Genomic DNA, 21,101 nt, shown 5'->3' with positions numbered 1-21,101 from the left:
CGGGCGGCGTCCGCGATGATCGCGGCGTCGCGGGCGTCGGTCTTCGATTCGCCGGCGTAGAGGTCGGCGATCCGGCGCATCGTCAGTCCGGGCAGCTAGGCGATGTGGCAGCCGGTCTCCCTGGCTACGGCGAGCGGAAGCGCGCCGATCGAGGCGGGCTGGTCGACCACCACCAGCACGGTTCCGTGCTTGGCCTGCAGTTTGCCGAAGAGCTCGCGCAGCTTCGGCTCGGTGTTCGGCAGGCGCTTGTCGAAGACCCGCTTGCCAGCCGGGGTCAGGGCGGTCGCGTGATGCTCGCCCTTGCCGACGTCCAGACCGAGATAGACGGCGATGTCGCTGGTGTCGATCACGTGCCTCTCCGCAATGGTCGTGCTCTCCCCGGCCTCGCTTGCGGCATCAGCGTGCCGGCATCCACGTTACGAAGAGCCTGCCTCGCCCGGGACGGGTTCGGCGGTCATGCCCCTATCAGCGGTCTGCCAATGCCTCCGATGCCCGGTGACACCACCTTTTCGATCATGGCCGACTGGGGACCCAAGTCATGCCGGGATCGGAGGCCGGGAGCCCCGTTGCGGGGCCACGAAGAAGGTAACGGGGACCTGCAAAAGGAACCGCCGGGCGGCATCGCCACCGAGCCGGACGACCACGGCCTCGGACGCTCGCGTGGCGGCCTGACCAGCAAGATCCACCTCGCGGTCGAGCAAGGCCAGAAGCCCTTGTCCGTCGTGGTCACGGCCGGGCAGCGGGGCGATTCCCCGCAGTTCGAAGCGGTCCTGGAAGCCATCCGGGTGCCGAGGCTGGGACTTGGCAGGCCGCGCAAGCGGCCGGACCGGGTCCGGGCCGACAAGGCGTACGACTCTCGCAGCAACCGCTCCTACCTGCGCAGACGCGGGATCAAGGCCACGATCCCGGTCCCGGCAGACCGTGTCCGCAACCGGCTCAAACGCGGATCGCACGGCGGGCGACCGCCGACGTTCGACAAGGACGACTACAAGCAGCGACACGCGGTCGAGTGCGGGATCAACCGTCTCAAGCGCCACCGGGCCGTCGCCACGCGGTACGACAAACTCGCCGTCCGCTACGAGGCAACCGTGCTGGTCGCAGCCATCAATGAGTGGCTGTGACCAGCACTTTCACAACACGCCCTAGTCGAGCGACTGTCGCGGCCGCCCGGCCTCGGTGCTTGTCCCCCGTAAGCATGGACATGATAATCCGACTTCTCATGGCCCGTGTTCTACGGGGCGTCGGCCGCTCCCCGCAATGACGCCTCCCCCGGGACGCCCAGATGCCCTGACCCGCGGTCAACAACCCGGGGACTCCGTACCCGACGGGCATCGGGCCATGCTCGCTCCCCGTTCCGGACCTCTGCGGCAGCGCCGGACTTCGAGGTCACGCAGGACGGTTTCCGGATCCCGCCGCCGCCGACGAAAACCGGTTGATTTTGACCACGCTGCGGCGCGAACCTTGCACGGTTTGTTGCCGCTCCCCGCGGGCCTTCGGTCCGCCCCATTCTCCTTCCCCCACTGCCCTCTCCCCCTCCCCCCTCCGCTGACTCGAGCCACTGGGACGTCATGCAGATCCAAGACCTTCCGTACCCCGACCCGGGTGTGCCGGACGCACGCTCGGGACCCCGCTTCCTGTGGTGGCTCGGCCGCAACCAGCTGGACGGCCAGCTCAAATCCCTGGCCTGGGGGCTGCTGCACTTCGTCGCGGTCTCGGCGCTGCCGTTCTGCGTGGGGTTCGCCGTCGAGGCCGTGGTGGACCGCTCCGGGCCGCGGCTCGCCCTCGCCGGCGGGGTGCTGGCCCTGTGCGGCGTCGCCGCCGCGGTCGGGGACACCTTCCTGCACCGGACGGCCGTCACCAACTGGATCACCGCCGCCGCCCGGGTCCAGCAACTGCTCGCCCGCAAGGCCGCCCAGCTCGGCTCGGCGCTGACCCGACGGGTCGCGGCCGGCGAGGTCGTGGCCGTCTCCACCGGCGACGTGGAGAAGATCGGCTGGTTCGTCGAGGCCGTTTCCCGCTTCACCGCCGCGGCCCTCACGGTGGTGCTGGTCTGCGTGGGCCTGGTCGTGTACCAGCCGGCGCTCGGCGTCGTGGTCGCCGTGGGCCTGCCCGTCATCGCCCTCGCGGCGCTGCCCCTGCTGCCCCGGGCGACCCGCCGCGCAGACTTCCAGCGCGAAAAGGCCGGACGCGCCACCGAACTCGCCTCGGACACCGTCGCGGGCCTCAGGGTCCTGCGCGGGATCGGCGGCGAGGAGCTGTTCCTCGACCGCTACCGCGACGCCTCGCAGGAGGTACGGCACGCGGCCGTGCGCAGCGCGCGCATGTGGTCCTTGATCAGTGCCGTCCAGGTGCTGCTGCCCGGCCTGCTGCTGATCGCGGTCGTCTGCTACGGCGTCCGGCTGGCCCACGACGGACGCATCACCGTGGGCGAACTGGTCACGGTCTACAGCTCCGTGATGGTCCTGGCCTATCCCCTCAGGCACTTCGAGGAGATCGCGATGGCGTACTCCTTCTCGCGCCCGTCGGCCAAACGGGCCGCGGGCGTGCTGTCCCTGGAGCGGGCCACCGACATCGGCGGGTCGCGCCCGGCCGAGGCCCCCTCGGGCGACCTGTACGACCCCGCCACCGGTCTGCTCGCGCCGGCCGCCCGACTCACCGCCGTGGTGTGCGGCGACCCGGACGCCGCCGGACGGCTGGCGGAACGGCTGGGCGGCCACCCCGCGCAGGACGGCCCGTCGGTCCTGCTCGGCGGCGTCCCGCTGGACGAACTGCCGCTGGACAGCGCGCGCACGGCGGTCCTCGTCCAGGACAAGGACCCCGTGCTGCTGTCCGGCGCCCTGCGCGACCTGCTCGACGTACCCGCCTCGGGCGCGGTCGACGCCGGTGCGGCGCTGGCCGCCGCCCAGTGCGCGGACGTCCTCGAAGCGCTCGCCCAGGGCTCGTTGGACGCCGACGACCCGATGGACGCCCGCGTCACCGAACGCGGACGGTCCCTCTCCGGCGGCCAGCGACAGCGGCTCGCGCTGGCCCGCTCCCTGTACACGGACCCCGAGGTCCTCGTCCTGGACGAGCCCACCTCCGCCGTCGACTCGCACACCGAGGCGCGGATCGCCGAAGGGCTGCGGGAGTTGAGGGAGGGGCGCACGACGGTCGTGTTCACCTCCTCCCCGCTGCTGCTGGACCGGGCCGACCGGGTCGTGCTCGTGCACGAGGGCGAGGCCGTCGCGGCGGGCCCGCACCGCGAACTGCTGCACTCCGAACCCCGGTACCGGGCCGTGGTGACCAGGGAGACCGATGCCGAGGCCGCCCTGAGCGAGGCCCTGACGGACGAGGGAGCCGCTCTGAACGGTGTGCTGACACCCCTGGAAAAGAACGAACTCGAAGACATCCGACGCGAAGAGATCGAGGAGACGGCATGATCGGCGTGGCGCCGCCCGCGTACGACCCGGCGGCACCGACGACGGCGAGCACGCTGCCCGTCGGCGCCCCCGCGACCGTGCGCGCGTATGTGGCCGAACTCCTGCGCCGGCACCGCCGCGCCTTCCTGTTGCTCCTCCTCGTCAACACGGTCGCCACGGTCGCGTCGATGGTGGGCCCCTGGCTGCTGGGCGACCTCGTGGAACAACTGTCGGACGGAGCGCGCGAACTCCACCTGGAGCTCACCGCCACCCTGTTCGTGCTCGCTCTGGTCGTGCAGGCCGCCTTCGTGCGGCAGGTGCGGCTGCGCGGCGCGATGCTCGGCGAGCGGATGCTGGCCGACCTGCGCGAGGACTTCCTCGTCCGGTCGGTCCGCCTCCCGCCGGGCGTCCTGGAACGGGCCGGCACGGGCGACCTGCTGTCCCGCATCACCACCGACATCGACCGGCTCGCCAACGCGATGCGGGAGGCCGTGCCCCAGCTGACCATCGGCGTGATGTGGGCCCTGCTGCTGCTCGGCGGACTGGTCGTCACGGCGCCGCCGCTCGCGCCGGCCGTGCTGGTCGCGGTGCCGCTGCTGGTCGTCGGATGCCGCTGGTACTTCCGGCGGGCGCCGGCGGGCTACCGCTCGGAGGCGGCCGGCTACGCCGCCGTGGCGGCCGCCCTCGCCGAGACCGTCGACGCCGGGCGCACCGTCGAGGCGCACCGCCTCGGCGACCGCCGCGTCGCGCTCTCGGAGCAACGCATCCAGCAGTGGACGGCCTGGGAGCGCTACACCCTGTGGCTGCGGTCGGTGCTCTTCCCGGTGATCAACCTCGTGCACGTGACGGTGCTGGGCTCGGTCCTCATGCTCGGCGGGGCGTTCGTGCTGCAGGGCTGGATCGGCGTCGGGCAGCTGACGACGGGCGCGCTGCTGGCGCAGATGCTCGTCGATCCCGTGAACCTCATCCTGCGCTGGTACGACGAGCTGCAGGTGGCGCAGGTCTCGCTGGCCCGCCTCGTCGGAGTGCGTGACATCGAGCCGGACGGCGGAGACCGCGGGCTGGCCCCGGACGGCCGCGAGGTGCTCGCCGACCAGGTCCACTTCGGCTACCGCGAGGGCGTCGACGTGCTGCGCAAGGTGTCCCTGGAGGTCTCCCCCGGCACCCGGCTCGCCCTGGTGGGGCCTTCGGGCGCGGGCAAGTCCACCCTGGGGCGGCTGCTCGCCGGGATCTACGCGCCGCGCGACGGCCGGGTCACCCTGGGCGGGGCCGAACTGTCGCGAATGACCGCCGAACGGGTCCGCTCCCACGTGGCCCTCGTCAACCAGGAGCACCACGTCTTCGTGGGCTCCCTGCGCGACAACCTCCGGCTCGCCCGCACCGGCGCCGAGGACGCCGAACTGTGGGCGGCACTGGGCGCGGTCGACGCCGACGGCTGGGCGCGGGCGCTCGACGAGGGTCTCGACACCGAGGTCGGCTCCGGCGGCGTCTCGCTCACCCCGGCCCAGGCCCAGCAGATCGCGCTGGCCCGCCTGGTGCTGGCCGACCCGCACACGCTGGTCCTGGACGAGGCGACCTCGCTGCTCGACCCCCGGGCCGCCCGCCACCTGGAGCGGTCCCTCGCCCGTGTCCTGGACGGCCGCACGGTCGTCGCGATCGCCCACCGCCTGCACACCGCCCACGACGCCGACGTCATCGCCGTCGTCGAGAAGGGCCGCATCAGCGAGCTGGGCAGCCACGCCGAGCTGGTGGCGGCGGACGGCGCGTACGCGGCGCTCTGGCGGTCGTGGCACGGGTGAGCCCGGCCGGGTCCCGGGCAGGCGTCGCGGCAGGCACGAGCCGACGCCGGGCGTGAGGGCGCCGGAGCCGGCGTCACGACCGGCACCGGCGCGCTCCTCCCGCCCGACGCCCGGCGCCCGGACGGGGTCGGGTGCCGGTCGGCGGCGCCCTCGGCGGGGTCGCCCGCAGTGCGGGCGTCGGCGGCCGGATCGCCGGAGGTGTGGGCGCCGGCGGCGGGATCACCGACGGTCGGGCGTGAGCGGCGGGATCGCCGACGATCGGGGCGTGATCGGCGGGAGCGGCGGGAGCAGCGGCGGCGCTCTCCCCCGTGGCGAGGTCGGCGAGGGCGAAGCAGTCGCCGGCAGGGGAACAGGCGCTCCGCCCCCGGCCCCCGTCGGAAGGCTCCGTGCGCCGATCTCCGGCGGCGAGCCACGCCCGAGGCGGCTTCGCCTCCCCGGCGCGCGGCCTCTGGCGTTGCGCGGTACCGAAGCGGGGTGGAACGCTGGATAGCGGCACCCGCGCGGGAGACCGTCGGAATCCATCCGGCACACGCCGCGCCCGGCCGGTGCCCCGTGCGGCGGTCTCCGACGGCCGACCACGGCGAGGACCGGCCCGTCACCCCCTGGAGGTAGCCGTGAACAGCGCCGACGGATGGGGAGACGACGTCTACCAGCCCGACGCGTCCGACATCCAGGAGGACACCGGGCTGCTCGACGTGGAGGACACGCTGGAGAACGACGGCGTCGAGGACCCCCTCGACCGCGGCTGGTCCCCGCCGGACCGCCCCTGGGCCGTGGAACACGACGGTGTGACCGCCGCGGAGCGCCGCCGGGGCGAGAGCCTGGACCAGCGTCTCGCGGAGGAGCTGCCGGAATCCGAGGCGCCCGACGGCGACGGCCTCGGCGACTGCGACGGCACCGACGGGGAACTCCTCGACAACGAGGTCGGCGCCCTGCGCTCGGGCCGGCTCGTGGCACCCGACGAGGGGGTGCACGAGGACGACGAGAGCGCGCTGATCGCCACGGACGTCGGCATCGACGGCGCCGCCGCCTCCGCCGAGGAGGCCGCGATGCACATCGTCGACGAGGACGCCCTGTCCGGTTGACCCGCACGAGGAGCACGCATGCAGCAGGACAAGCAGCCCGACTACCACCCGGTCGTCTTCCGCGACCGCAACGCCGGTTACGCCTTCCTGACCCGGTCCACGGCGGTCAGCGACCAGACCATCGAATGGGACGACGGCGAGACCTACCCGGTCGTGGACGTGGAGATCTCCTCGGAGAGCCACCCCTTCTACACGGGCAAGGCGCGCACCGTGGACACGGAGGGCCGTGTCGCCCGCTTCGAGCGGCGATTCGGCGACGGCGGCGCCATGACCTGAGCCGGCCGTCAGATGTAGTTGAGGGCGGCCGCCCCGCCCACTCCGCCCAGCAGCATGAACACGGGCATGAGCACCTTCAGCTCGACCCAGCTGCCCGCCCGGAACCGCATCGCCTTGGGCGGACCGATCGGGTACCAGCGCTTGCGTCCGATCGGGATGGGCCACAGGACAGGACAGCCCGAGACGGTCAGCGCGTCCCCGATGTCGTGCACCAGGGCGCCCAGCACGATGGGCAGGCCCAGCCACAGGTACGCCTGGCCGGGGTCGGTGAACAGCCAGTCCGAGCCGTTGCCGGGCTTGTCCAGCACACCGGCGAGGATCCACGCGCTGGTCGCGGCGAGCAGCCAGACCAGCACGTCGCTGCTGGAGCCCCGGGCCGCCCGCCACAGCAAGCCCTCGATCGCGAGCACCATGTGCACGAACAGGATCGCCAGCACCGCCCAGCGGCCGCCCGTGACCGCCAGCGCCGACGACCCCGCACCGATCATGACCGCCCACAGCCAGGTGTGCGTGAGCGTGCGGTGTCCGCCGGAGCGGCGCGGGTCGCCCTGCTTCCTCGTGGCCTTGTAGACGGCGTAGGAGAGCTTGTCGACGATCTCGCACAGCCAGCGCGAGAGCGGGCCGAAGGCCCGTGAGATGGTGGCGGCCTTGTGGTCGAGGTCCGGGGCCAGCGCGGCGCCGGCGCAGATCAGCGCACCGGCGAGCAGGACCGGCCAGGGCATCGTGTGCCCCGCGGCGGCGGCGGCCGCACCGACGCCGAGCCAGGCGGCGGCGCCCGACAGTGAGTGTGCTGGTCCCATCATGGCCGTTGCCCGCCCTATTCCTCGTGTACCGCTGTCCAGTTGACCGGCGGCGATGACGCTCCGTCGGCGACACAGCGTAGCCGTCGTGATCTTCGGGTCGGCAGCCGATTCCCCCATCAGGGACGAGGGCAGGCAAGATGGGGGCGTGACCCTCATCGATCAGCTGCCGCCGACCGCGGATCCCGACGCCCTGTACGAAGCCTTCGAGTCCTGGGCGCAGGAGCGCGGTCTGACGCTCTACCCCCACCAGGAGGAGGCGCTGATCGAGGTGGTCTCCGGGGCGAACGTGATCGTGTCGACGCCCACCGGGTCCGGGAAGAGCATGATCGCCGCGGCGGCGCACTTCGCGGCCCTCGCCCGCGACGAGGTCACCTTCTACACGGCGCCGATCAAGGCGCTGGTGTCGGAGAAGTTCTTCGAACTGTGCAAGATCTTCGGCACGGAGAACGTCGGCATGCTGACCGGCGACGCGTCCGTGAACTCCGACGCCCCGGTCATCTGCTGCACCGCCGAGGTCCTCGCCTCGATCGCGCTGCGCGACGGCAAGCACGCGGACGTCGGCCAGGTCGTCATGGACGAGTTCCACTTCTACGCGGAAGGTGACCGCGGCTGGGCGTGGCAGATCCCCATCCTGGAGCTCCCGCAGGCGCAGTTCGTGCTGATGTCGGCGACGCTCGGCGACGTGTCCTTCTTCGAGAAGGACCTCGCCCGGCGCACCGGCCGCCCCACGGCGGTGGTCCGCTCGGCGACCCGGCCCGTGCCGCTGTCGTACGAGTACCGGTACACCCCGATGACGGAGACGCTCACCGACCTGCTGGACACGAGGCAGGCGCCCGTCTACATCGTGCACTTCACGCAGGCGCAGGCGGTCGAGCGGGCGCAGGCGCTGATGAGCATCAACATGTGCTCGCGCGAGGAGAAGGAACGGATCGCCGACCTGATCGGCAACTTCCGCTTCACCACGAAGTTCGGCCGCAACCTCTCCCGCTACGTGCGGCACGGAATCGGCGTCCATCACGCCGGGATGCTGCCGAAGTACCGGCGCCTGGTGGAGAAGCTGGCCCAGGCCGGGCTGTTGAAGGTGATCTGCGGTACGGACACGCTCGGCGTCGGCGTCAACGTGCCCATCCGCACCGTGCTGTTCACGGCGCTGACCAAGTACGACGGCAACCGGGTGCGCACCCTGCGGGCCCGTGAGTTCCACCAGATCGCGGGCCGGGCCGGCCGGGCCGGCTTCGACACGGCGGGTCTGGTGGTGGCGCAGGCGCCGGAGCACGTCATCGAGAACGAGAAGGCCCTCAGCAAGGCCGGCGACGACCCGAAGAAGCGTCGCAAGGTGGTGCGCAAGAAGGCGCCGGAAGGCTTCGTGGGCTGGACGGAGAACACCTTCGACAAGCTCATCGAGTCCGAGCCGGAGCCGCTGACGTCCCGCTTCCGGGTCACGCACACGATGCTGCTGTCCGTGATCGCCCGCCCGGGCAACGCGTTCGAGGCGATGCGGCACCTGCTGGAGGACAACCACGAGCCGCGCAAGCAGCAGCTGCGGCACATCCGGCGCGCGATCGCGATCTACCGTTCGCTGCTGGACGGCGGTGTCGTGGAGAGGCTCGACGAGCCGGACGCCACCGGCCGGATCGTCCGCCTCACCGTCGACCTGCAGCAGGACTTCGCGCTGAACCAGCCGCTGTCCACGTTCGCGCTGGCCGCGTTCGAACTGCTGGATCCGGACTCGCCCTCCTACGCCCTCGACATGGTCTCCGTCGTGGAGTCCACGCTGGACGACCCGCGCCAGATCCTGGCCGCCCAGCAGAACAAGGCGCGCGGCGAGGCGGTGGCCGCGATGAAGGCGGACGGCGTCGAGTACGAGGAGCGCATGGAGCGCCTCCAGGACATCTCGTACCCGAAGCCCTTGGAGGAGTTGCTCTTCCACGCGTACGACACGTACCGCAAGAGCCACCCGTGGGTCGGCGACCACCCGTTGTCGCCGAAGTCCGTCATCCGTGACATGTACGAGCGGGCGATGTCGTTCACCGAACTCGTCTCGCACTACGAGCTGGCCCGCACCGAGGGCATCGTGCTGCGCTACCTGGCCGGCGCGTACAAGGCCCTCGACCACACCGTCCCGGACGACCTCAAGTCCGAGGATCTGCAGGACCTGATCGAATGGCTGGGCGAGATGGTGCGCCAGGTCGACTCCAGCCTGCTGGACGAGTGGGAGCAGCTCGCCAACCCGGCGGAGATGACCGCCGAGGAGGCCCAGGAGAAGGCCGACGAGGTCAAGCCGGTCACCGCCAACGCCCGCGCCTTCCGGGTTCTGGTCCGCAACGCCATGTTCCGCCGGGTCGAGCTGGCCGCTCTGGACCACGTCGACGAACTCGGCGAGCTGGACGCCGAGTCCGGTTGGGACGCCGAGGCGTGGGGCGAGGCGATGGACAAGTACTGGGACGAGTACGACGACCTCGGTACCGGTCCCGACGCCCGGGGCCCGAAGCTGCTCGTCATCCAGGAGGAGCCGCAGAACGCCCTGTGGCGCGTGCGTCAGATCTTCGACGACCCGAACGACGACCACGACTGGGGCATCAGCGCGGAGGTCGACCTCACGGCCTCCGACGCCGAGGGCCGTGCGGTCGTCCGGGTCACCGCCGTGGGCCAGTTGTGAGGGCCGAGGCGGGTGCGCCGACGCGTACCGGGACGGGCGCGACGGACAGCGGGACCAGCGCGGAACAAGGCACAGCAGAAGGCACAGGAGAAACGCACCGATGACGAATCCGGCCGAGAGGCTCGTCGACCTGCTCGACCTGGAGCAGATCGAGGTCAACATCTTCCGCGGCCGCAGCCCGCAGGAGTCCCTGCAGCGCGTCTTCGGCGGCCAGGTGGCGGGCCAGGCGCTGGTCGCGGCCGGCCGCACCACGGACGGCGAGCGGCCCGTGCACTCGCTGCACGCGTACTTCCTGCGCCCGGGCCGGCCGGGTGTGCCCATCGTGTACCAGGTCGAGCGGGTACGTGACGGGCGGTCGTTCACGACCCGCCGGGTCACCGCCGTGCAGCAGGGACGCACGATCTTCAATCTCACCGCCTCCTTTCACAAGCCTGAGGAAGGTCCCTTCGAGCACCAGCTGCCGCCGGCCCGCGAGGTCCCGGACCCGGAGTCCCTGCCGACGGTGGCGGACGAGGTCCGGGCTCATCTGGGGGCGCTGCCCGAGCAGTTCGAGCGCATGGCGCGCCGCCAGCCCTTCGACATCCGGTACGCGGACCCGCTGCGCTGGAGCGCCGAGGACGTCAAGGAGGCCGAGCCGCGCAGCGCGGTGTGGATGCGCGCGGTCGGGCCGTTGGGCGACGACCCGCTCGTCCACACCTGCGCGCTCACGTACGCCAGTGACATGACCCTTCTGGACGCCGTGCGTCTTCCGGTCGAGCCCCTGTGGGGGCCGCGCAACTTCGACATGGCGTCGCTGGACCACGCGATGTGGTTCCATCGGCCGTTCCGTGCGGACGAGTGGTTCCTGTACGACCAGGAGTCGCCCATCGCCACCGGGGGACGCGGGCTGGCCCGAGGGCGCATCTACGACCTGGAGGGGCGCCTGCTGGTGTCGGTCGTCCAGGAGGGGCTGTTCCGGGCGCTGTAGGGCGCGTGGGTCACGAGCTTCGGCGGCGTAGCCGGCTGAGCAGGCCGCGCGTCGGCTGCTCGGGCCCGGCGGCTCCGGTGGGCGCGTTCGGCCGCTCGGGGGGAAGCGGAGCGGCCCGTTTCGGTGCGGGGCGGGGCGCCGGCTGGTCGGCGCGGGCCTCGTCCAGGGTGCGTCGCAGGTCGGACGTCAGCCAGTCGATCTCGTCGGGAGCGTCCGCCGTCATGATCTTCTCGACGAGATGCGCGGCCGGTGTGCCGGGGGTGCAGTGGGCCGGCGGGTCCGGGCGGAAGCGGTTCAGGTGGGAGCGCTCGTAGGGATCCTTGACGATCTCCGCGACCTGGAGGGGGTCGAGAAGTCCGGCCAGGGCTCCGGCGTGCTGCCAGGGGTCGTCGGCCTGACGCAGCAGGAAGCCCAGGTGGCGTCCCCTCCAGTTCCGCGGCCGCAGGTCGACGCCCGCGGCGAGTTGGCTCCGCAGCACCTCGGGGGTGCGGCCGGTGAGCAGGAACGCGTTGGTCCGGTCGGCGGCGAACTGGCGTAGTTCTTCGGCGAGATACAGCCACACGACGGCCCGGTAGCGGTTCAGGTAGAAGCGCACGGGCACCACCAGCCCCAGGCGTGCCAGCCGGGTGAAGCGGGTCGGCGCCACGTCCAGGATGGCGGCGCCCTCGCCGGTCCCCACGGCCAGCACGCTCTCGCGCAGGGACTCGGGGAATCCGGGTTGCGCGCGCAGACGGTCGATCTCCGTGCGGAGCACCCTGCGGCCGCCGCCGTCGTCGGGCACGGTCCTGATGCGCCCGAGGTGCACGGCGAGGTCGAACTCGGCGCGCTTCAGGTCCAGTTCCCGTGCCGCTCGACTCGGCGTGCAGGATACGGAGTGTGCATGCGTGAGGGTGTTGCGGGACATGGTCGGTCTCCCCCGTGGAGTGAAGCGGAACGGGCCCGCGTGGTCCGCGGTGGCCTCGGAAAAAACCGTAGCCGGGATCGCGGATCGCGGAGCGAGCCTGTGGACAACTCCACGAGAGAAGACGAAAGACCAGGTCAGAGTGTGTAACGTCGTAGGTCAGAGGTCTTTGTGCGGGGCGCGCTCGGGCTGGCGGGCGTCGACGGTGAGGTGTTCGCCGACCCGGTTGACGAGCAGGGTCATCTCGTAGGCGACCCGGCCCATGTCGGCCTCGGCCCCGCTGAGCACGCACAGACAGCTTCCGGTGCCGGCTGCGGTGACGAACAGCACCGCGTCGTCGAACTCGATCATGGTCTGACGTACCTGGCCCGCGCCGAAGTGGCGTCCCGACCCCTTGGCGAGGCTGTGCAGGCCGGACGAGACGGCGGCGAGGTGCTCCGCGTCCTCCCGGCGCAGTCCCGTGCTCGCGCCCGCCACCAGTCCGTCGTTGGACAGGACGAGCGCATGCCGTACGTGTTGGACGCGCTCGGTCAGGTCGTCCAAAAGCCAGCCGAGCCCCTGGTTCTGCGCCATGTCCCACTCCCCGTGTGACGTCCCCGTGTGGTTCCCCGTCTCGCCGGAGAACCTGCCCACCAGCCTTTCCCAGGATCGGCCGCCGGAGCAAGGAGGATGGAGGCATGGCACAGAAGATGACCGATGATGAATGGCGGGCGTTCGTCACGCACGGAACCCGCACCGCGAAGCTCTCCACCGTGCGGGCCGACGGAAGTCCGCACGTGGCGCCGATATGGTTCGTGCTCGACGGCGACGATCTGGTGTTCAACACCGGCAAGGACACGGTGAAGGGCCGCAATCTGGCACGGGACGGCCGGGTCGCTCTGTGCGTGGACGACGACCGGCCGCCGTTCGGCTTCGTGGTGCTCCAGGGCCGCGCGCGGATCTCGGAGGATCTGGACGAGGTCCGGCACTGGGCGGCCCGAATCGGGGCGCGGTACATGGGCGAGGAGCGCGCCGAGGAGTTCGGCGCGCGCAACGGCGTCCCGGGCGAGCTTCTCGTACGCGTCACGGTGGAGAAGGTGCTGGCGCAGAAGGCCGTCGCGGACTGACGTCGGTCCGCGACGGCGACGTCACCCCACGGAGTCGAGCAGCCGGGCGGTGTGCATCCGCCCGGCGTACTCCACGAGCCTGATCAGGACCTCCTTCCCCGAATCGCGGTCACGGGCGTCGCACAGGACGACGGGGGTGCCCGCGTCGAGGTCGAGAGCGTGCGAGACGTCCTGAGCGCCGTAGGTCCGCGTACCGGGGAAGCAGTTGACCGCCACCACGAACGGGATGTGCCGGTGCTCGAAGTAGTCGACCGCCGGGAAGCAGTCCTCCAGACGTCGGGTGTCGGCGAGGACCACCGCGCCCAGGGCGCCCTGGGACAGTTCGTCCCACAGGAACCAGAAGCGGTCCTGGCCCGGAGTCCCGAACAGGTAGAGGGAGAGGCCCGAGCGGATGGTGATCCGGCCGAAGTCCATCGCGACGGTCGTGGTGACCTTCTGGTCCACTCCGTCGGTGTCGTCCACCGACTGCCCTGCTTCGCTGAGCAGTTCCTCGGTGCGCAGCGGCTTGATCTCGCTGACCGCGCCGACCATGGTGGTCTTGCCCACGCCGAACCCGCCGGCGACCAGTATCTTCAACGCCAGGGGAGCCGTCTCGCCCTGGGCGTCGGAGTGCTCGAAGACCATGGATCACTTCTCTCGGGAGTGCGGCAACGGTAGACGTCGGTACGGGGTGGGTCCGTACGCGTCCGAGTGGGTCAAAACGTTCATCTACAGCGCCCGCAGCCCCTCGATCACCTCGCGCAGGATGCGTTCGTCGGGCAACTGCGCGGGCGGAACCGGACGGCTCACGGTGACGCAGCCGAGTTCCAGCAGGTCCCCGAGGAGCACCCTGACCACGCCCACGGGGAGGTCCGCGCCGGCCGCGAGTTCGGCGACGGACTGGGTCTCCGTGCGGCACAGGTCGAGGAGGGCGCGGTGTTCCGGCCCGAGCGCCATGCCGTCCGTGCCGGGCGCGCCCGGATCCAGGGTGACCAGGGCGATCAGGTCGAAGTGCGTTCCGGTGGGGCCGGACTTGGTGCGTCCGCCCGTCATGGCGTACGGGCGCACGAGCGGGCCGGCCTCGTTGTCGTACCACTGGCTGCCCGACTCGCGGGGGGCGAGGGTTCTGTCCTCGGTCATCTGCACGGGTCGCTCTCTGGCCTCATCCGACGGCGGGCGGCCGCGCGCCGAGGCGCGGCGGGGTGTAGAGGTGCTCTCCGACCCGCTTGACCAGCCGCGCCATCTCGTACGCGACGAGGCCGATGTCGGCCGTCACGGCGGTGAGGACGGCGAGGCAGGAGCCGTCGCCCGCGGCGGCCACGAAGAGGAAGCCGTCGTCCATCTCCACCATGGTCTGGCGCACTCCGCCGGCCCCGAAGTGGCGGCCCGCCCCCTTGGCCAGGCTGTGGAAGCCGGAGGCGACGGCGGCGAGGTGTTCGGCGTCCTCCCGCCTGAGGTCGGTCGAGGCGCCGACGGCCAGGCCGTCGTTGGACAGCACCACCGCGTGCCGTACCTCGCTCACGCGCACCACCAAGTCGTCGAGCAGCCAGTCGAGTTCGCCGGACCGCTGGGCCTGCCTCGTACTCGGGTCCTGGATCATGCGGGGTCTCCTTCGCTGCTGTGGCTGCCCGGTGCGGGTTCCGCGGTGCTTCGGCGGCCGGGCCGGCTGCCGCCGCCCCGGGCCCAGCCGTCCTGGTATGCGGCCATCCGGTCCCGTACCAGCTCGGGGGTGCGCCGTTCGTCGCCGCGCGGGGCGGACGGCCGGGCCGGCTCCTCGGGGAGCGGGCGGCGCAGCTGAGGGGCGAGGCTGGCCTGCCGTACCCGGCGCGGGAGGTCGTCCGATGCCTCGGAATCGTCCGGGGGGCGGTGCAGGCGCAAGGCGGTCACTCCGGGGGGCGGTGGGTCGGACGCCGCCGGTTCGGCGGCCCGTAGGGGGGCGGCCAGCGCGGGCCGGTCGGCGGAGGCGGGGACGGCGTCCTGGTGCCGTTGGGCCGGCTGCCGCTCGGCGGCGGGCACGCGCGCGTACTCGCATTCCTCGGGCTGCCGCGCCCGGGCCGTCTCATGGGCGGAACGTTCCGGCTTACCGTCGTGCAGCAGGGGCGTGGGCAGCAGGACGACCGCCGTGGTGCCGCCGTAGGGCGAGGTCCGCAGGTGCACCTTGATGCCGTGCCGGGCGGCGAGCCTGCTGACCACGAACAGACCGAGCCGGTCGCTGTCGAACAGGTCGAGAGCCTCGGACTGGGCGATGCGCCGGTTGGCCTCGGTGAGGGTCTCCGCGCCCATGCCCAGACCCCGGTCCTCGACCTCGACGGCGTATCCGTTGCCGACGGGCTCGCCGGTGACGCGCACACGCGTGTGCGGCGGCGAGAACTGGGCCGCGTTCTCGACGAGTTCGGCGAGCAGGTGGGTCAGGTCGGCGACGGCGGTGCCGATGACGGCCGCCTCCGGGAGCTGGCGTACCTCCACGCGCGCGTAGTCCTCGACCTCGGAGACGGCGGCGCGGACCACGTTGGTGAGGGAGACCGGCATGCGCCAGGCCCGGCCGGGCGCGGCCCCGGAGAGGATGATCAGGCTCTCCGCGTGACGCCGCATGCGGGTGGTGAGGTGGTCGAGCCGGAAGAGGTCGCTCAGCTCGTCGGGGTCGTCCGAGCGGCGCTCCATGCTGTCCAGGAGGCTCAGCTGCCGGTGGACCAGGACCTGGCTGCGGCGGGCGAGGTTGACGAACACCCCGGAGATGCCGCTGGCGAGTTCGGCGCGCTCCGCGGCGGCCCGCAGCGCGGCGCGGTGCACGGTGCTCAGCGCCTCGGCGACCTGACCGGTCTCGTCCTCGGCGGCAGGCCCGGGCGGTGCTTCGGCGTGAACGTCGATCTCTTCGCCCGCGCGCAGTTTGCGCATGGCTTCCGGGAGTTTGCGCCGGGCGATCTCCAGGGCGCTGTTGCGCAGGCTGACCAGTTCGATGACGAGGCCGCGGCCGATGCGCACGGAGATGACGAGCGAGGCGACGACGGCGGCGAGGCCGAGCAGGACCGCGGCGCCGGGTGCGGTGAGCAGCCCGCGGGTGAGCGGGTCGGCGTGGTCGGCGACACCGCGTCCGGCGTCCGCCTCGATGGTCCGCATACCGTTCTGCACGCGCGCGTGGGCCGTTTTCCACGTGCCGACGGGCGCGGCCCTGACCGCCCTGGCGCCGGGTCCCGCGGCGAGCACCTTGTCCTCGGCCGCGTACAGGGCCGCGTAGTCGCTGCCGGCGGCGAGCCGCTGCCAGGCGGTGCGTTCGGGGCCGCGCAGGTCCGTGACGGCGGCTTCCGTCAGGGTGCGTCGGGTGTCGACGGCGCCGGCGAACAGCCGCAGGCGCCCGGTGTCGAGGCGTCCGGCCGATCGCGCGCCGGTGAGCACGGCGTCCTCCCGGGCGAGCGCCTCGCCGGCCCGGGAGAACTCGAGCAGGACGCGCGCGTCCGAGCCGAGTTCGGCGTCCTGGACGTCGGAGAGCGCGCCGCCCACCGAGAAGGCCGCCGAGATCGTGCTCGTGTAGCGGCCGTACGCCTCCTCCCAGCCGGCGCTGCCGTCGAGCACCGAGGACCGCAGGGAGGCGAGCCCTTCGGCGCCGGAGACGAACCTCTCGAGCCGCTGGGCCACGCCGGTGGGCATTTCCCGGCCGTCGGCGACGGTGCTGTCGTCGCCGATCCTCAGCTCGGCCACCGCGCGGTCCGTGCGCACGGCGAGCGTCCTGAGGTCGCCGTCCCGCCCGGGAACGGGGTCGGTCGCATACCGTACGGCGGCCGCGCGTTCGGTCTGCAGCGCGGCCACCGCGGCCGCGACGGGCGCGCGCACCTCGGAGTCCACCCGCTGCAGTCTGCGCAGCGCGGAGACGTCCTGGGCGGTGCTGACGGTGGCGTACGCCCACAGGGCCAGCAGCGAGACGACGGGCACCATCAGGAGGCAGACGATCTTGGCGCGCACGGTGCGCGGTCTCAGCCGCCAGCGTTCCGGACGCGCGGGGGCCGTGTCCGCCGATATGTCGGTCTGTTCGTCCGGCCCCTCGTCGGCAGGGGGGCCGGCGTGGGCGCGGCGGCCGCGCGCGGGGGGCGGCGCCTCGGCGCCTGCCGTGAGGGTCCTACGGGGTGTACGCATGGCCTCCTCGCTCGGGAGTGGTAGGGGCTTGCCGGTCGGGTCAGGCGGTCCGGGCCTGCTGCCGGCCGGCGAGGTTCTCCCCCGGTTGCTGCGCCGAGGCGGACGCCCGACGCTCCCCCGTGGTGGGCGACAGCGCGACGAAGGCCGAGGTCAGGAAGAGGTAGGACCCGAGGCCGACGGCGAGGGGGAAGATGAACTGCATCGCCGTGGCCCCGGGCAGCGCCGCGCCGGAGGGTGTGACATGGACGCGCACCGCGAACATCGCGGTGTAGTGCATGCTGCTCACCGCCGCCCCCATGACGAGGGAGGCGACGCCGACCGCGATCGGCGCCTTGATGTTGAGCGCGGCCCACAGAGCCGCGGTGGCCGCGACGACCGCGATCAGGACGGACAGCCCGACGCGCACCGGGTCGTAGGTCACGACGCCGTGCAGCCGGACCGCGGCCATGCCCAGGTAGTGCATGCTCGCCACGCCCAGGCCGGTGGTGAGCCCGCCGATCAGCAACGCGCGCGTGCGGTCACGGCCGTAGCCGACGGCGAAGACGCCGGCGCACACGACGACCATGGCGACCAGCAGGCTGAGCACGGTCAGCGGAACGTCGTAGCGGATGTCGGTGCCGCCGACTCCGAAGCCGAGCATGGCCACGAAGTGCATGGTCCAGATGCCGGTGCCGATCGACGAGGCCGCGGTGATCAGCCAGTTGCGGCGTGCGCGTCCGGTGGCGCCGAGCGCGCGAACGGTACAGCGCAGCCCGAGGGCGGCGCCGATGCAGGCCATCGCATACGACAGCACGGGGGTCAGCCAGCCGAAGGCGGCGTGGTCCAGGTGTCCCATGGCCCCGGGACGCTAGCCGGGGCACGGGAGCACGAAGGGGGCGCATTTCGAAAGGTGTTGGAATATGACGCAGAAGGGCGATGGAACGACCGGGTCACGCTCGAACGTGTGCGCCGAGGCGTCCTCCGTGACGGTGAGGGATCATGCGGAGCATGAGCGACGACCACACACACGTTCAGGAGTTCTTCACGGCGCGCGCCGCGGACTGGGACAGCCGCTTCCCCGACGACGGCCCCGCGTACGCGGCGGCGGTCGGCGACCTCGGTCTGCGTCCGGGGGACCGCGTGCTGGACGCCGGCTGCGGCACCGGGCGGGCCCTCACGCCCCTGCGGGCGGCCGTGGGACCCACGGGAGTGGTCGTGGGGGCCGACCTGACCCCGGCCATGCTGGAAGCCGCCGTACGGGCCGGACGCGACCGCGACGGGCAGCTGGTGCTCGCCGACGTCACCGCGCTCCCGCTGCGTTCCGCGTCACTGGACGCCGTGTTCGGTGCGGGGCTCGTCGCCCACCTGCCCCGACCGGCGGAGAACCTGCGCGAGCTGGCGCGAGTGGTGCGCCCCGGCGGCACGCTGGCGCTCTTCCACCCGATCGGCAGGGCGGCGCTCGCGGCCCGCCAGGGCCGGCGGATCACACCGCAGGACCTGCGCGCGGAACCCAACCTGCGGCCTTTGCTGGCCGGTTCGGGCTGGTGCATGACCTCGTACGTCGACGAGGACGCCCGCTTCCTCGCCCTGGCCGTGCGCGAGGGCTGAGGACTCACACCCGGCCGGCCACCGCGCGCACGAACGCGTCGGGGTTGTCGAACATCACGTTGTGGCCCGCCCCGGGGACCGTCACCACCCGCACGCCCGCCGCCTCCAGGGCGTCCGCCCCGTCGAGCTCTCCGGTCAGCTCACCCTGCAGGTAGACGCGCTCGACCGCCTGCAGCCCGGCCAGGATCTCGCGCATCACCGGAACGGATCCGCGCCTGAGCCCGACGGCGCTGCGGTGCAGGGCGCGCGGGTCGGCCAGCCGCATGGTCGCGGCCCACAGGGGCCCGACCCGCTCCAGCACGCGCGCGTACCCACCGTCGACGAAGTCGTCCTCCGTGTACGAGGCGATGCCGCTGCTGCCCGCCGTGGGCGGCGGGAAGGCGTCGAGATTGGCCTCCGTGAGCACGAGCCGGGCGACCAGGTCGGGGCGGCGATGGGCGAGGACGACGGCCACCGAGCCGCCCATGCTGTGGGCGACCAGCTCGGCGCCCGTCACGCCGGCCGCGTCCAGCGCCGCGGCAACGGCGCCTGCGTGCTCCTCCAGCGTGTAGCCGAAGTCCGCAGGCCGGTCGCTGATGCCGTGCCCGGGCAGGTCGACGAACAGGCTGCGCCGCCCGGCGAGTTCAGGACGCGCCGCCACGTGCGCGTGGTAGACGGCCGAGGCCGCCCCCAGGCCGTGCACGTACACCCGCGCGGGTTCCGCACCCGGCGTCTCGGTCCAGCGCACCTGGCTTCCGCTGCCGTCGAACGTCGCTTGCCGCATCGCTTCCTCCCCGTTCCTGGGTGAGCGCCACCCTCGTCTTCCCCTTGGTGAGCGCCACCTTCGTCGATCCGCCACCCGGAGAATACATCGGTACCGATGTATTAAGTCAACGAGGTACTCATATAGCGAGGTATACAAGAGGTGAGGTATGCGAGGGGCGAGGTATGTCGGGGGCGAGATACCCCCACTTCTCCGGCAGAATGGAGGCATGCTGGAGCTCGCCATCCTCGGCTTCCTGTACGACGCCCCGTTGCACGGCTACGAACTGCGCAAACGCATCACGGCGTTGACCGGGCACGTGCGCCCCGTGGCCGAGAGCACCCTGTACCCGGCGATCAAGCGCCTGGAGAAGGCGGGCTTCCTCGTGCGCGCCACCGAGCCCGGCGCGGTGGCCGCTCCGCGGCACGTCCTGAGCCTCACCGACGAGGGCCGGGAGGAGCTGCGCCGACGGCTCGCCGAGCCCGATCGGCGCGACATCACCGACGAGAACCGCTGGTTCACGGTGCTCGCCTTCCTCCGCCACCTGGACGACACCGCCGCTCAGGCGGCCGTCCTGCGCCGCCGGCTGGACTTCCTGGAGGAGCCCGCCAGCTTCTTCTACGAGGGCGACCGGCCGCTGAGCGCGGAAGAGGTCTCGGACCCCTTCCGGCTCGGCGTCCTGACCATCGCGCGGGCCACCTCGAGGGCCGAGCTCAGCTGGCTGCGCGAGACGATCGGCTCACTGGCCGGCTGACCCGCCGGTGCTGCGCACGGGGCAGCCTGCCGTGCCGGGAACCGGGCGGGTGCCCAGCTCGCCCAGCCGGTAGCCGTTCGGGTAGCCCTTGATCTCCCGGTTCTGCCGCGCGTAGTGGGGTGTGCGGCGCGGCGGCAGCAACCGCACCGCACGTCCACGCGCGCGTACCGCTCCCCGCACCAGCGCACGGGTGACGGGACCCGGAGGCGGGTAGCGGAAGGCCTTCAGGAGCGATTCGTCGAGGAGGGCGAGCGTGGCGCCGCGCAGGACGGGCGCCAGCGGCCTCGGATACCAGGAGGCCATGAGCGTGAGCGTGGCGTCCGACACCCGTCGCGCGTCCTCGTCCCAGGCGAAGTGGGCCTCTTCGTAGGCGTCGAGACAGGCCTCGAACTCCTCGTAGGTCCCGGGGATGTCCTTGATGCCCATGCGCTGCCCCAGGGTGCGGTAGTGCACGCTGCAGGCGACGATCTCGTGGCGTGACAGCCTGCGCCATCCGTAGGCGTCGATCCACCGCTTGGGCATCACGACGAACGTGCAGAGCACGTACCGCATGTCTTCGTTGCTGATGTCGTAGCTGCGATGCATCTGGTTGATGCGGCGGACGGCCGTCCGCCCCTGTTCGCTGTCGAAGCCGTGCTCCACGACGGCGTCGAGCAGGAGCGAGGTGTCGTCGTAGCGCTTCTGGGCGCGATCGGTGAGTTCCGCGGTCTCCGCCAGAAGGCGCCCGATGCTCGGCACCGCGTAGGTGCGGTACAGGGCCATTTCCAGAGCGCGGGTGACATCCCAGGGGAACTCGTACACCGCGGTGAGCCGGTAGATCTCGGACGCGTCCTCGTACGGGTCCATCCGCCGGATCCGTTCAAGCCGTTCGAACCGCTTCACCGTTCCGCCCCCTTCTGCCGCCGGACCTCCAACTC

General features: G+C 72.2%; 19 protein-coding genes and 2 pseudogenes. 10 read left to right on the top strand and 11 right to left on the bottom strand.

Annotation, left to right across the window (positions count from 1 at the left end; genetic code table 11):
• Positions 1–350: pseudogene (locus tag ACZ7DE_RS23590) on the bottom strand (IS110 family transposase); the annotation flags it as partial.
• A 239-nt stretch (positions 351–589) separates the two neighbouring features.
• Here ACZ7DE_RS23590 and ACZ7DE_RS23585 point away from each other — a divergent pair.
• The 5 genes and pseudogenes from ACZ7DE_RS23585 to ACZ7DE_RS23565 form a co-directional block, all read left to right on the top strand.
• A pseudogene (locus ACZ7DE_RS23585) lies at positions 590–1,121 on the top strand (IS5 family transposase); the annotation flags it as partial.
• A gap of 447 nt (positions 1,122–1,568) precedes the next feature.
• Positions 1,569–3,419 (top strand): ABC transporter transmembrane domain-containing protein, encoded by a 1,851-nt coding sequence (locus ACZ7DE_RS23580; protein ID WP_470764236.1) that lies wholly within the window; start codon positions 1,569–1,571, stop codon positions 3,417–3,419.
• On the top strand, positions 3,416–5,197 hold the full coding sequence (locus tag ACZ7DE_RS23575; RefSeq protein WP_470764234.1) for an ABC transporter ATP-binding protein: 1,782 nt from the start codon (positions 3,416–3,418) through the stop codon (positions 5,195–5,197). The genes ACZ7DE_RS23580 and ACZ7DE_RS23575 overlap by 4 nt, the downstream gene beginning before the upstream one ends.
• A gap of 614 nt (positions 5,198–5,811) precedes the next feature.
• Entirely contained in the window at positions 5,812–6,282 is a 471-nt protein-coding gene (locus ACZ7DE_RS23570) for a DUF5709 domain-containing protein (RefSeq protein ID WP_470764232.1), read from the top strand.
• Between the two features lie 18 nt (positions 6,283–6,300).
• Positions 6,301–6,558, top strand: coding sequence for a type B 50S ribosomal protein L31 (locus ACZ7DE_RS23565; RefSeq protein ID WP_470764230.1), 258 nt, complete (start codon positions 6,301–6,303; stop codon positions 6,556–6,558).
• An 8-nt stretch (positions 6,559–6,566) separates the two neighbouring features.
• Here the strand turns inward: ACZ7DE_RS23565 and ACZ7DE_RS23560 are convergent, their stop codons facing one another.
• The gene (locus ACZ7DE_RS23560) at positions 6,567–7,361 is read right to left on the bottom strand and encodes a metal-dependent hydrolase (protein ID WP_470764229.1); all 795 of its coding nucleotides are present in this window, start codon (positions 7,359–7,361) and stop codon (positions 6,567–6,569) included.
• Between the two features lie 145 nt (positions 7,362–7,506).
• On the opposite strand from ACZ7DE_RS23560, the gene ACZ7DE_RS23555 reads away from it, so the two are divergent.
• Together ACZ7DE_RS23555 and ACZ7DE_RS23550 are read left to right on the top strand one after the other, a co-directional pair.
• Positions 7,507–10,020: a DEAD/DEAH box helicase gene (locus ACZ7DE_RS23555; protein ID WP_470764227.1), complete on the top strand. Its 2,514-nt coding sequence runs from the start codon at positions 7,507–7,509 to the stop codon at positions 10,018–10,020.
• A gap of 100 nt (positions 10,021–10,120) precedes the next feature.
• The gene (locus ACZ7DE_RS23550; protein ID WP_470764224.1) at positions 10,121–10,987 is read left to right on the top strand and encodes an acyl-CoA thioesterase; all 867 of its coding nucleotides are present in this window, start codon (positions 10,121–10,123) and stop codon (positions 10,985–10,987) included.
• Positions 10,988–10,997: 10 nt separating this feature from the next.
• On the opposite strand, the gene ACZ7DE_RS23545 is transcribed toward ACZ7DE_RS23550, so the two are convergent.
• Positions 10,998–11,891: a DUF6397 family protein gene (locus tag ACZ7DE_RS23545; RefSeq protein ID WP_470764222.1), complete on the bottom strand. Its 894-nt coding sequence runs from the start codon at positions 11,889–11,891 to the stop codon at positions 10,998–11,000.
• Between the two features lie 156 nt (positions 11,892–12,047).
• Positions 12,048–12,461 (bottom strand): roadblock/LC7 domain-containing protein, encoded by a 414-nt coding sequence (locus ACZ7DE_RS23540; protein ID WP_470764220.1) that lies wholly within the window; start codon positions 12,459–12,461, stop codon positions 12,048–12,050.
• 104 nt (positions 12,462–12,565) lie between these two features.
• Between ACZ7DE_RS23540 and ACZ7DE_RS23535 the strand changes: the two genes are divergently transcribed.
• The gene (locus tag ACZ7DE_RS23535) at positions 12,566–12,994 is read left to right on the top strand and encodes a PPOX class F420-dependent oxidoreductase (RefSeq protein WP_470764218.1); all 429 of its coding nucleotides are present in this window, start codon (positions 12,566–12,568) and stop codon (positions 12,992–12,994) included.
• 21 nt (positions 12,995–13,015) lie between these two features.
• Here ACZ7DE_RS23535 and ACZ7DE_RS23530 read toward each other — a convergent pair whose 3' ends face one another.
• The 5 genes from ACZ7DE_RS23530 to ACZ7DE_RS23510 form a co-directional block, all read right to left on the bottom strand.
• Positions 13,016–13,618, bottom strand: a complete 603-nt coding sequence (locus ACZ7DE_RS23530) for a GTP-binding protein (protein WP_470764217.1) — start codon at positions 13,616–13,618, stop codon at positions 13,016–13,018.
• Between the two features lie 84 nt (positions 13,619–13,702).
• Positions 13,703–14,113 (bottom strand): DUF742 domain-containing protein, encoded by a 411-nt coding sequence (locus ACZ7DE_RS23525; RefSeq protein ID WP_470764215.1) that lies wholly within the window; start codon positions 14,111–14,113, stop codon positions 13,703–13,705.
• Positions 14,114–14,135: 22 nt separating this feature from the next.
• The gene (locus tag ACZ7DE_RS23520; RefSeq protein ID WP_470764213.1) at positions 14,136–14,573 is read right to left on the bottom strand and encodes a roadblock/LC7 domain-containing protein; all 438 of its coding nucleotides are present in this window, start codon (positions 14,571–14,573) and stop codon (positions 14,136–14,138) included.
• Positions 14,570–17,101 (bottom strand): sensor histidine kinase, encoded by a 2,532-nt coding sequence (locus tag ACZ7DE_RS23515; protein ID WP_470764211.1) that lies wholly within the window; start codon positions 17,099–17,101, stop codon positions 14,570–14,572. The genes ACZ7DE_RS23520 and ACZ7DE_RS23515 overlap by 4 nt, the downstream gene beginning before the upstream one ends.
• 40 nt (positions 17,102–17,141) lie before the next feature.
• Positions 17,142–17,936 (bottom strand): MHYT domain-containing protein, encoded by a 795-nt coding sequence (locus tag ACZ7DE_RS23510; RefSeq protein WP_470764210.1) that lies wholly within the window; start codon positions 17,934–17,936, stop codon positions 17,142–17,144.
• Between the two features lie 152 nt (positions 17,937–18,088).
• Between ACZ7DE_RS23510 and ACZ7DE_RS23505 the strand changes: the two genes are divergently transcribed.
• Positions 18,089–18,688: a class I SAM-dependent methyltransferase gene (locus tag ACZ7DE_RS23505; RefSeq protein ID WP_470764208.1), complete on the top strand. Its 600-nt coding sequence runs from the start codon at positions 18,089–18,091 to the stop codon at positions 18,686–18,688.
• 4 nt (positions 18,689–18,692) lie between these two features.
• Here the strand turns inward: ACZ7DE_RS23505 and ACZ7DE_RS23500 are convergent, their stop codons facing one another.
• Positions 18,693–19,451 (bottom strand): alpha/beta fold hydrolase, encoded by a 759-nt coding sequence (locus ACZ7DE_RS23500; RefSeq protein ID WP_470764206.1) that lies wholly within the window; start codon positions 19,449–19,451, stop codon positions 18,693–18,695.
• A gap of 208 nt (positions 19,452–19,659) precedes the next feature.
• Here ACZ7DE_RS23500 and ACZ7DE_RS23495 point away from each other — a divergent pair, with 208 nt between their 5' ends.
• Positions 19,660–20,184, top strand: coding sequence for a PadR family transcriptional regulator (locus tag ACZ7DE_RS23495; RefSeq protein WP_470764204.1), 525 nt, complete (start codon positions 19,660–19,662; stop codon positions 20,182–20,184).
• On the opposite strand, the gene ACZ7DE_RS23490 is transcribed toward ACZ7DE_RS23495, so the two are convergent.
• Positions 20,170–21,066 carry an oxygenase MpaB family protein gene (locus tag ACZ7DE_RS23490; RefSeq protein WP_470764202.1) on the bottom strand — a complete coding sequence of 299 codons (897 nt, stop codon included), beginning with the start codon at positions 21,064–21,066 and terminating at the stop codon, positions 20,170–20,172. The two genes, ACZ7DE_RS23495 and ACZ7DE_RS23490, sit on opposite strands and share 15 nt — an antisense overlap.
• Between the last annotated feature and the right edge of the window lie 35 nt (positions 21,067–21,101).

It is taken from the genome of Streptomyces sp. NPDC037083, assembly GCF_055606485.1.
Note: the sequence above shows the minus strand (reverse complement) of the source record. Positions and strands in the feature narration are given on the sequence as shown.